Source organism: Kocuria oceani (genome assembly GCF_029524215.1).
In the GTDB taxonomy this organism is placed as follows: Bacteria; Actinomycetota; Actinomycetes; order Actinomycetales; family Micrococcaceae; genus Kocuria; species Kocuria oceani.
Map to the genome: position 1 here is coordinate 1 of NZ_JARAMH010000010.1, position 11,266 is coordinate 11,266.

At 71.8% G+C, this 11,266-nt stretch carries 9 protein-coding genes; 8 read left to right on the forward strand and 1 reads right to left on the reverse strand.

The window, feature by feature from the left end; translation table 11 throughout:
• Nucleotides 1–153: 153 nt before the first annotated feature.
• The 4 genes from PU704_RS12165 to PU704_RS12180 all read left to right on the forward strand — a co-directional run bounded on the left by PU704_RS12165 (nt 154) and on the right by PU704_RS12180 (nt 3,744).
• Entirely contained in the window at nt 154–1,056 is a 903-nt protein-coding gene (locus PU704_RS12165) for a DUF559 domain-containing protein (protein WP_075870936.1), read from the forward strand.
• Nucleotides 1,057–1,448: 392 nt separating this feature from the next.
• A complete protein-coding gene (gene rsmA, locus PU704_RS12170; protein ID WP_075872569.1) occupies nt 1,449–2,351 on the forward strand; it encodes a 16S rRNA (adenine(1518)-N(6)/adenine(1519)-N(6))-dimethyltransferase RsmA in 903 nt (300 codons plus the stop codon).
• Nucleotides 2,348–3,301 carry a 4-(cytidine 5'-diphospho)-2-C-methyl-D-erythritol kinase gene (locus PU704_RS12175; RefSeq protein WP_277551532.1) on the forward strand — a complete coding sequence of 318 codons (954 nt, stop codon included), beginning with the start codon at nt 2,348–2,350 and terminating at the stop codon, nt 3,299–3,301. The genes rsmA and PU704_RS12175 overlap by 4 nt, the downstream gene beginning before the upstream one ends.
• A gap of 104 nt (nt 3,302–3,405) precedes the next feature.
• Nucleotides 3,406–3,744: a glycosyltransferase family 2 protein gene (locus tag PU704_RS12180; protein WP_139318589.1), complete on the forward strand. Its 339-nt coding sequence runs from the start codon at nt 3,406–3,408 to the stop codon at nt 3,742–3,744.
• A gap of 9 nt (nt 3,745–3,753) precedes the next feature.
• On the opposite strand, the gene rfbA is transcribed toward PU704_RS12180, so the two are convergent.
• On the reverse strand, nt 3,754–4,635 hold the full coding sequence (rfbA, locus tag PU704_RS12185) for a glucose-1-phosphate thymidylyltransferase RfbA (protein WP_277551533.1): 882 nt from the start codon (nt 4,633–4,635) through the stop codon (nt 3,754–3,756).
• 117 nt (nt 4,636–4,752) lie between these two features.
• On the opposite strand from rfbA, the gene rfbB reads away from it, so the two are divergent.
• The 4 genes from rfbB to PU704_RS12205 all read left to right on the forward strand — a co-directional run.
• On the forward strand, nt 4,753–5,751 hold the full coding sequence (gene rfbB / locus PU704_RS12190; protein ID WP_075872557.1) for a dTDP-glucose 4,6-dehydratase: 999 nt from the start codon (nt 4,753–4,755) through the stop codon (nt 5,749–5,751).
• Entirely contained in the window at nt 5,748–7,205 is a 1,458-nt protein-coding gene (locus PU704_RS12195) for a sugar nucleotide-binding protein (RefSeq protein ID WP_277551534.1), read from the forward strand. Before rfbB ends, PU704_RS12195 begins: the two co-directional genes overlap by 4 nt.
• Nucleotides 7,206–7,665: 460 nt before the next feature.
• A complete protein-coding gene (locus tag PU704_RS12200) occupies nt 7,666–8,475 on the forward strand; it encodes a DUF4352 domain-containing protein (RefSeq protein ID WP_139318590.1) in 810 nt (269 codons plus the stop codon).
• A 56-nt stretch (nt 8,476–8,531) separates the two neighbouring features.
• Nucleotides 8,532–11,266: PKD domain-containing protein (locus PU704_RS12205; RefSeq protein WP_277551535.1), on the forward strand; the 2,735-nt coding region annotated here is incomplete at its 3' end.

Genomic DNA, 11,266 nt, shown 5'->3' on the forward strand with positions numbered 1-11,266 from the left:
CGATCAATCGGGGGGGAACTGCGAACTCATGGGGGACTCGGGGCCGGTCCATGGTGGCTCCCCAAGTTGCCGGCCCCGGCGCCGTCTCGCCGGCACGTCCACATCGAACGGTGGCGGTCCCCCGCAGCAGATGAACCCTGCTAATCCCGAGGCATGAGCGAACTGCAGAGCACGGCGGACCTCCTCGACACCGGCCTGAGCAACCACGAGATCCGCCGTCGGATCCGCACCGGGAAGCTTCAGCGGGTGCACCCCGGATACTTCATCGCCGCGGACCGGCTCCCGAGCCTGACCCCGGAGCAACGCATGCTCCTGAAGCACCGAGCCTTTGCGCGGGCCGCACACACCGTTCCGGTGTTCTGCCTGGCCTCGGCGGCTGTGGTGCACGGCCTGGGACTGCGGCGGGTGCCCTCCCGGATCCACACCGTCTCACCGCCCGGGCACGGCACGCACCACGGGTACGACGGCGTCGTCCGCCATCAGACGAGGCTGCCGACCGCGGACGTGGTGGTGGTGGACGGGCTGCGCACCACCTCGGCGGAACGGACGCTGCTGGACTGCGCACGCCTGTTGCCGTTCACCGATGCCGTGGTGCTCGCGGACCAGGCGCACCTGCTGGGAGTCTCCCGCACCCGCTTGGAGTCGCTGCTTCCGGAGTGGGCCGGGCAGCGCGGAGTCCGGCGCGCGCGATCGGTGCTGACCGTCATGGATCCGCGCTCCGAGTCCGTCGGGGAGACGCTCACCCGGTTGTTGCTGATGGAGTACTCGCTGCCCGTGCCGGAGCTGCAATGGGTCATCGACGGCCGCAGCGGGTCCTACCGCGCCGACTTCGCCTGGCCGGAGCACCGCCTGGTGCTCGAGTTCGACGGGGAGACCAAGTACGTCGGCACAATGACCATCCACTCCGTCCTCCGGGACGAACGACGCCGCGAGAGCGAGATCCAAGAACTCGGCTGGACGGTGATCCGGGTGGGGTGGCATGACGTCGTACGCCGTCCCGCGGCGACCGTCGCCCGGATCGAGACGGCTCTTCGCCGAGGAACGGGCGCCCGCTGACTCCTTGGTCACCGATGCTCGGCGCCGCATCCGATGCCGCAATTGCTGCCGGCTTGCGAGGTTCTCCTGCTGTCATGTGCTGTCGACGAGCCACCCGCCCCGCGATGCCCTTGCCTCATCCCTTCTAATCCCTTGCCGCCCAGTTCGAGTCCCCCATGTGCTCGCAATTCCCCCAGGACGATCCGGGGGAATTGCGAGCACATGGGGGAGTCGGCGGGGCCTGGGGGAGTCGGCGAGCACATGGGGGACTCGGCGGGGACTTGGGGGAGTCGGCGGGGCAGGAAGGGGACTCGGCGAGGGGTGCGGTGCGGGGTGGGTGGGGACTGCGGCAACTGGGGTGTGGGGGGCTCGGGAGAGGGGAGGGGGAGGCGGGCGGCCGATACGATGTCCCGGTGACAGAATCCACCCCGCCAGGAGCCGCCGCCCGCCCTCTGCTCGGGCCCGCGGAGATCCGCGCGCTCGCGGAGCAGCTGGGCATCCGGCCGACCAAGACGCTCGGGCAGAACTTCGTGATCGATCCCAACACGATCCGGCGGATCATCGCAGCCGCACGGCTGGGCGAGCACGAGACGGTGCTGGAGGTGGGACCGGGCCTGGGCTCGCTCACCCTCGGGCTGCTCGACGCCGCGGAGCAGGTGGTGGCGGTGGAGATCGACCCCCCGCTGGCCGCGCAGCTGCCCCGGACCGTGGAACGCTTCCGGCCGGAGCTGGCCGACCGGCTGCACGTGCTCGAGCAGGACGCCCTGCGCGTGCTCGAGCTCCCGGCCGAGCCCACCGCCCTGGTGGCGAACCTGCCCTACAACGTGGCCGTCCCCGTGCTGCTGCACCTGCTGGCCCGGTTCCCCTCGATCCGGCACGGGCTGGTCATGGTCCAGGAGGAGGTGGCGGACCGGCTCGCCGCGGCGCCGGGGTCCAAGGTCTACGGCGTGCCGTCGGTCAAGGCCGCCTGGTACGCCGAGGTCACGAAGGCGGGGACGATCGGCAAGAACGTGTTCTGGCCGGCCCCCCAGATCGCCTCCGGGCTGGTGCGCTTCGTGCGCCGCGAGCAGCCGGTGGCGGAGGTGGACCGGCAGCTCGTCTTCGCCGCCGTGGACGCGGCGTTCGCCCAGCGGCGCAAGACCCTGCGCGCCGCTCTCGCCGGGTGGGCCGGCTCCGCCGCGGCGGCCGGGGAGCTGCTCGAGGCCGCGGGGATCGACCCCGGGCAGCGCGGCGAGAAGCTGGACGTGACCGCCTTCGCCCGGATCGCCCGGGCCGGGGCCGCCGCCGGGCTCACCGCCGGAGCGCGCGGCGCATGAGCACGATGATGCTCACGGAGCAGGCCCAGGCCCCCGGCAAGGTCAACCTCTTCTTCGCCGCCGGCCCGCCGCGCCCGGACGGCTACCACGACGTGGTCAGTCTGTACTGCGCGGTCGGCACGACCGAGACCGTGACCGCCACGCTCACCGCGGGGACCGGGATCACCGTGGGCGTCGCCGCGGTCCCCGGCTCGCTCGTGGCCCAGCAGATCGCCCTCGGCAGCTTCCGCCTCGACGCGGTCCCCACCGACGACTCCAACCTGGTGGTCCGCGCCGCCCGCGCCGTGCTCGGACACCTGCCCGCGCTGCCCGGCGGCCTCCACCTGCAGATCGACAAGGCCGTGCCCGTGGCCGGCGGCATGGGCGGGGGCTCTGCCGACGCCGCCGCCGCCCTCGTCGCCGTGAACCGGCTCGCGGCCCGGGCCGGCGGCGTCCCCGGGCTCGACGACGACGCCCTGCTGCGGCTCGCGGCCGGTCTCGGCGCGGACGTGCCCTTCGCCCTCACGGGAGGCGCGGCGGTGGGCACCGGCACGGGCACCCGGGTGCGGCCCGCGGCGGTCGGCGCGCCCCTGCACCTGGTGCTGGTGGCCGCCGAGGCGGGCCTGTCCACACCGGCCGTCTACGCCGAACTCGACCGGCTGCGCGCGGCCGGGGGCGTGCCGGCGCCCGGGCTGCCGGAGGGGCTCGAGCACGCCCTGGCGGCCGGGGCGCCGGAGGAGCTGGCCCCGCTGCTGGCCAACGACCTCCAGCCCGCCGCCCTCTCCCTGGCCCCGCAGCTGGCACCGGTCCTGGCCGCGGGCGCGGCGGCGGGTGCCCTGGCGAGCTTCGTGTCCGGCTCCGGGCCCACCGTGGCCCACCTGCTGGCGGACGCGGACGCGGCCGAGGACCTGGCCGACCGGCTCAGGGGCCGGGGAGCGCCGGCGCTGGCGGTGCGCGCTCCCGGGCACTGATCGCGCCTCCGACGCGTCGCAGCACGGACGCGTTCCTTCCGGGACGATCTCGCAGGATGCGCAGCAGATGTGTGCAGATGCACATGACATGATGCTGGGGTCGGGTGGAACACGGCGATACCGGGATCGCGCGATCGGTGCGCAGCCTGACCGATGAGCGAGCCCGGGTGATGGTGGCGGTCCTGACGTACCGGCCTCCTCAGGACCTGGCCGCTGTCCTGCTGCTGCTCGTGCGACAGGCGGACAGGTGCGCGGACAGCGTCGAGGTCCTCGTCGTGGACAACGATCCCGAAGCCGGTGCCCGCGGCCTGGTGCCGGCGTTCACGGGACCGGTGCGGTACGTGCACGAGCCGACGCCCGGCATCGCCGCAGCCCGCGGAGCAAGCATGCTTTCCGGGGCGTGCGGGTACGTCTACAGCGAGTGCCGGCGCTCCACGGAGTGACGGGCCTGCTCAGCCCACGGGGACCCGCTCCCGGTCGAGGAGGCCCAGCAGATAGGCCCCGTAGCCGCTCTTGAGGAGACTCTCGGCGCGTTCGAGGAGCTCGGCGTCGGTGAGCATGCCCATCCGCCAGGCCACCTCCTCCGGGCACCCGATGGACAGCCCCTGTCGAGCCTGGACCGTGCGCACGAATGCACTCGCGTCGGCCAGGGAATCGAAGGTCCCGGTGTCGAGCCAGGCGGTGCCGCGGTCCAGGAGCTGCACGTGGAGCTGGCCGCGCTCGAGGTAGAGCCGATTGAGATCCGTGATCTCCAGTTCCCCGCGGGCCGAGGGCCGGAGCGACCGGGCCAGATCGACCACTTGGTTGTCGTAGAAGTACAGGCCCGGGATCGCGTAGCGGCTGCGCGGCCGCTCGGGCTTCTCCTCGATCGAGACGGCCCGGCGGTCGTCGTCGAACTCGACCACGCCGTAGGCCGTGGGGTCCGCCACGCGGTAGCCGAAGACGGCGGCCCCCGTGATGTCCTCGAAGCGCCGGAGCCGCGTGCCGAGACCGGGTCCGTAGAAGATGTTGTCGCCGAGCACGAGGCACACGGTGTCGTTGCCGATGTGGTCGGCGCCGAGCACGAAGGCCTGGGCGAGTCCGTCCGGGCTCGGCTGGACGGTGTAGCTGATGGACACGCCGAAGCGGCTGCCGTCCCCCAGCAGACGCTGGAACTGCGGTCCGTCCTCGGGCGTGGTGATGATCAGGATGTCCCGGATCCCCGCGAGCAGCAGCGTGGACAGCGGATAGTAGATCATCGGCTTGTCGTACACGGGCACCAGCTGCTTGCTGATGCCCTGCGTGATCGGGTGCAGACGGCTCCCGGTGCCCCCTGCCAGAATGATGCCCCGCATGGTCGTTTCCCCTTCCCCATGGGATTTACCTTTGTAACTGTATGAGATTCGTTATTTTTGCGCGTCCCCCGTTGTGCCCACCGACCAGGGCTCGCGGCGAGCCGTAAGATCACCGGCATGTCTCATCTGCTCATCACCGGAGGCGCCGGGTTCATCGGCTCCAACTTCGTCCGCCACGTCCTGCGGGAGACCGATCACCGGGTGACGGTCCTGGACCGGATGACCTACGCCGCGAACGAGGCCTCACTGGCGGGTCTGGATCCGCAGCGGTTCGAGCTCGTCGTGGGGGATGTCGCGGACGCCGAGGTCGTCGACGACCTGGTGCGGGCGGCGGACGCCGTGGTGCACTTCGCCGCGGAGTCGCACAACGACAACTCGCTGAACGACCCCTGGCCGTTCGTGCACACCAACCTCATCGGCACGTACACCGTGCTGGAGGCCGTACGCCGCCACCGCACACGCTTCCACCACGTCTCGACCGACGAGGTCTTCGGTGACCTGCAGCTCGATGACCCGCAGCGCTTCACGGAGGAGACCCCCTACAATCCGTCGAGCCCGTACTCCTCGACCAAGGCGGGCTCCGACCTGCTGGTCCGCGCCTGGGTGCGCTCCTTCGGCGTGGAGGCCACGCTGAGCAACTGCTCCAACAACTACGGCCCGTACCAGCACGTCGAGAAGTTCATCCCTCGCCAGATCACCAACGTCCTGTGGGGCGTGCGGCCCAAGCTCTACGGCGAGGGGCGCAACGTGCGGGACTGGATCCATGCCGAGGACCACTCTGCGGCCGTGCTGCGGATCCTGGAGGCGGGTGCGCCCGGACGGACCTATCTCGTCGGGGCCGACGGCGAACTGGACAATCTCACGGTGCTGCGCACGATCCTGCGGTTGATGGGCCGAGACGAGAACGACTTCGACCACGTCCGGGACAGGGCGGGGCACGATCTGCGCTACGCGATCGACGGCACCCGCACCCGTGAGGAGCTGGGGTGGGAGCCCTGCTACACCGACTTCGAGTCCGGGCTCGGTGCCACGGTGTCCTGGTACGCCGAGCACCGGGACTGGTGGGAGCCCGTCAAGGCGGCCACGGAGGCGAAGTACGCGGAGGCCGGACAGTGAGCTCGTCCGAGCCGGCCGTGCGAGGCACGGCGATCCCCGGCCTGCTGCTGGTCGACCTGCCCGTGCACGGGGACGACCGGGGCTGGTTCAAGGAGAACTGGCAGCGGACCAAGGCCGTGGCCGCAGGAGTCCCGGACTTCGGCCCCGTGCAGAACAACATCTCCTTCAACGGGGGCCGCGGCACCACGCGTGGGATCCACGCGGAGCCGTGGGACAAGTATGTCTCGGTCGCCACCGGCAGGGTCTTCGGGGCCTGGGTGGACCTGCGCGGAGGAGACACCTTCGGGACCGTGGTCACGTGCGAGATCGACCCTGCGACGGCCGTCTTCGTGCCACGGGGGGTCGGCAATGCCTTCCAGACGCTCGACGACGCCACGGCGTACACCTACCTCGTGAACGACCACTGGTCCGGCGACGCCCTCGACGAGTACAGCTTCCTGAATCTCGCCGACGAGACGGTGGGGATCGACTGGCCCGTCCCTCTGGAGCAGGCCCAGCTGTCCGAGAAGGACCGCCGGCACCCGCGGCTGTCCGAGGTCGTGCCGCTCCCGCCTGCCCCCGTGCTGGTCGTCGGACGCACCGGCCAGCTCGGCCGGGCCCTGGTCGAGCTGCTCGAGCGCCGCGGTCTGCCCCATCGTGCCGTGGACCGAGCGGAGCTCGACCTCGCCGATCCGGATGGTTGGCCCGAAGGGCTGCGCACGGGGGAGCACCTGCGGCGATACCGCGCGGTGCTCAACGCGGCGGCGCACACCGCGGTCGACGACGCAGAGACCCCCGACGGGCGCACGGCCGCCTGGGCGGCCAACGCCACCGGCGTGGCCGCTCTCGCGGGTGCGTGTGCGGCCGCCGGGGTGCCGCTGCTGCACGTGTCGACCGACTACGTCTTCGACGGCACACTCCCGCACGACGAGGCGTACCCCGTGGATGCGCCGCTCGCACCGCTGTCCGTCTACGGGCAGTCCAAGGCCGCGGGCGAGGCCGCCGTCACGGCCCTGCCCCGGCATTGGCTCGTGCGCACCAGCTGGGTGATCGGCCGAGGCCACAACTTCGTCTCCGTGATGGCCGGTCTCGCCTCCCGCGGGATCTCGCCCCGCGTGGTGGACGACCAGGTCGGTCGGCTCACTTTCGTGGAAGATCTGGCCGCAGGACTGCTCCACCTCGTGGACCACCGGGCACCGTGGGGCACCTACCACCTCACGGGGGCCGGGGAGCCGTTGTCCTGGGCGGCCGTCGCCCGTCACGTGTTCGAGCGCGTGGGGGCGGACCCGGAGCGGGTGGTCCCCGTGTCCACGGCCGAGTACGTGGACGGACGCACCGGGGTGGCCCCGCGTCCGGCCAACAGCGTCCTGGACCTGTCCGCCCTGCGTCGCACGGGTTTCGAGCCCCGGGATCATATGGAACTTCTGGGGACACATCTCCATGCGGACGGCGCGACCGGGAGACCTCGCGACTGAGCCGCTCCACCTCCTCGACAGACCCCGCCGGGATTCCGGCGGGGTCTGTTCCGTGCTGTGAGAACACAGCCCCCATGTCAGAGGAGGGTGCACGTCCGGGGCGGAGCCGGGAGGCCGGTACCGGAAGTCATGCCCCGTCCACCTGCCGGCGCACCACGACGTGGCGTGCGGCTGACGCACCCTTCCCGAGGTGGTGTCCCGAGCATGTGCAATAGCAAAAAAGGGGACAGAAAAGATACAGATGCAATGAATTGCCACTGCTAACGTCCTCCACAACTGCAGGCGCACGGAACCCGGAAGTTCGCGGTTTCGCCTGCACGCACCGGGGAAGGGGTTCCCCGGTGGACCACAGGGGGGATTCCGGCGGGTAGGCACCGCATCGGACGAGGACCGGCCACGGGGGTGGCGTCCGATCGTCCGGGGCGGCGCCCGGCCGGAGCAGAACGATCGGGGAATCACCATGACAAGCACCTCACGATCCGGCGGGGCACCGGACGCGGACCGGACGGTCCCGCGCTCCGGCTCCCCGTTGCGCAGGCTGGGCACCGGCGGGCTGGCCCTCGTCCTGGCCGCCTCGCTGTACGGCTGCGCGGACGCGGGAACGGGAAGCGCATCCGCCGTCGAGGCCACCACCGGGACCTCCGGGTCCGGCGCGTCGGCCGGCGAGACGCCGGACGCCTCCGCGTCCGAGGACCGCGGACCGGACGAGGCTCCGGAGGCGTCCGACGAGGCGTCCGACGCGGTGTCCGAGGAGGCGACGGACGAGGCCCAAGAGCCGGTGCGGGTCGCGGTGCCGGCAGAGCCCGGCGAGCCGGCCGTCGTCGAGGGCGGCGGCACCGGGAAGGAAGAGCGTTCGACCACCGAGACCGTCGGGCTGGACGAGCCCGTCCAGCCCGCGAAGGGCCTGGAGATCGCCGTCGAGTCCACGAAGGCCGTCCAGGCGGAGGGCATGGGTCCCGGCGGGATGTCCGGGCCCGCGATCACCGTGGTCGTGACGGTGCGCAACGCGACGGACTCCCCGGTCTCGACCATCGGGAGCAGCGTCACCCTGACGTACGGCCCCGACGACCGCCCGGGGGAGCCCTCCCGCCAGCCCGACGACGCCGGCCTGCCCGGCGAGGTCGCGCCCGGGAAGACCGTCTCCGGCACCTACACGTTCCTCGTTCCCGAGGACCAGCGGGAGGATGTCGTGATCACGGCCTCCTATCGCGCCACCGACCCGGCCGCGGTCTTCGCCGGCCGGGCGCACGACCAGGGAGCGGGCGCGTGAAAGCCCGCCCGCAGCCCCGCCCCAGCACCGCACACCACGACCTCGGAGGTCACCGCATGAAAAGAATCCTGGTCCCCGCCTGCGGCCTGCTCCTGGTCGTCGGCGCGCTGGCGCCCGCGCCTGCCTACGCGGACTCCGCCCCGGCGGATCCCTCGGACCCCCGCACGCCTCCCACCGTGACGGCGGACGCACTGCCCACCGTCCAGATCAACGGCGTCGTGTGGGACCAAGAGGTGGTCGGCAACACGGTCTACGCCGTGGGCGAGTTCACCTCGGCGCGCCCTGCGGGCGTTGCGGCCGGGCAGCAGGAGACCCCGCGCGCCAACGTCCTCGCCTACCGGCTCGACACCGGTGAGCTGATCAAGGAGTTCGCGCCCACGGCCAACGGGGTCGTCAAGACCGTCACCGCGAGCCCCGACGGCAAGCTGCTCTACCTCGGCGGGTCGTTCACGGAGATCAGCGGGGAGACCCGCTACCGGATCGCCGCCCTCAATCCCACCACGGGCGCGGTGGACCCCAGCTTCCGGCCGGTCCCCGACTCGAGGGTCAACGCCATCGTGACCGACGGGAAGTCCGTCTACTTCGGCGGCTGGTTCAGCGCCGTGGGCAACCAGCCCCGCGGGGGTCTCGCGGCCGTGGACGCCCGCAGCGGTGAGCTGCGGCCGTGGACGCCCGTCGCGGACGGCCCGGTGGACTCCATGGTCATCTCCCCCGACGGGGGGAAGGTCGTGGTCGGCGGCGACTTCGAACGGCTCAACAACTCCTCGGACCCGGGCATGGGCATGGGCGCGATCTCGACCACGGACGGCAGCCTCCGGCCGTGGAAGGTCGGCTCCACGGTGCGGAACGGCGTGGGGGACGGCGGCATCTCTGCGCTGACCACCGACGGCGAGTACGTCTACGGCACCGGCTGGACCTGGCTGCGCAACTCCAACTTCGAGGGGACCTTCAAGGCGTCCTGGGCCGACGGCAGCATCGAGTGGCTCGAGGACTGCCACGGGGACTCCTACGACGTGGTGCCCCACTCCGGGGTCGTGTACGTGGCCAACCACGCCCACAACTGCGAGTCCCTCGGGGAGTTCACGGACAGCCGTCCACGCACCTTCTACCGGGCCAACGCCTTCAGCGAAGAGGCCACCGGGGTGCTGGGCAGCACACGGGACGAGTACTTCGACTTCTCGGGCAACCCGGCCCCGAGCATGCTTAACTGGTTCCCCGACCTCGAGGGGGGCTCCTACACCGGTCAGTACCAGGCCGCCTGGACCGCCGAGGCCGCGGGCGACTACGTGGTCATGGGCGGGGAGTTCCCGCGGGTCAACGGCAAGGGCCAGCAGGGCCTGGTCCGCTTCTCCACCCGGGCGAAGGCACCGAACGCCGTGGGTCCCCGGCCGGGCGGGACCGACATGGGGCTGACCGCGTCGTCCCACAGCGGCGGCACCGTGAGCCTGGCCTGGACCGCAGCATCGGACCAGGACAACGAGAACCTCACCTACCGCATCGTCCGGGACGGCAACACCGCCCAGCCGGTCGGCGAGGTCAAGGGCCGGCACCGGTTCTACAACCGCGCGCGCATGGCCTACACCGACTCCACCGCACAGGCCGGCAAACAGCACACGTACCAGGTCGTGGCCGTGGACCCGACCGGACGCACGGTCGCCTCGTCCCCGGTGCAGGTCACCGCGGCCGGAGGTGCCGCACCGACCGGGTACACGCGCTCGGTGCTCCAGGACGCCCCGACGCACTACTGGCGGATGGGCTCACTCGACGCCGGACTGGTCGACGTGGCGGGTGGCGCCGGGCTGACGGCCGACGGCCAGGTCACCGGACCCGTCGCGGGCACCGTGCAGGGTTCGGACCAGGCGACCCGCTTCGCCCGCACCGACACCACGAAACCTGCGGGCTCCGCGTCCACGACGCAGCAGGAGCTGGGACCCCAGAGCTTCACCACCGAGACGTGGATCAAGACCACGACCACGGCAGGCGGACGGATCCTTGGCTTCGAAAGCGAGGTGGTCCGCGGAGCCCGGAGCACCGACCGGCACCTGTGGATGGGGGCCGACGGCCGGCTGCACGCCGGCGTCTACCCGGACCGGGCCGTGAAGGCCTCCTCGGACAAGGCCTACAACGACGGTGCCTGGCACCACGTGGCCATGTCGCTCGGCGCGGACGGGCTCGCGCTCTACGTGGACGGCGAGAAGGTGGCCCAGAACACGGAGGCCACGTCCGCCCAGTACTACGACGGGATGTGGCGCCTCGGCGGTGCCGTGTCCGCGACGTGGACCGGTGCCGGGGCGACCGGAGAGTTCACGGGCGACATCGACGACACGGCCGTCTACGGCAAGGCACTGGCTGCGGACCGGATCCGTGCACACTACGACGCGGCCGGCGGTGGACAGTCCGAGGCCGTTCCGCCCACTGCATCCATCGCGCACCGGACCACGGGCCTCACCGCGGCCTTCGACGCCTCCGGCTCGAAGCCGGGCGACGCGCCCCTCGCGTCCTGGACGTGGGAGTTCGGCGACGGACAGACCGGCACGGGCAACACGGTGACGCACGACTACGCGAAGGCCGGGACCTACACCGTGAAGCTCACGGTCAGGGACGCGGACGGCCGCACCGGGACCGCTACGCGCTCCGTTGCCGTCACCGAGCCCGAGCAGCCGGCGGAGCCGGGCATGCTGGTCGACGACTCCTTCGACCGCACGGGGACCGGTTTCGGGTCTCCGGGCGAGGGCATGGCGTGGAGCCCGTGGTCCTCCAAGGCCACGATGTCCACGGCCGACGGCGCCGG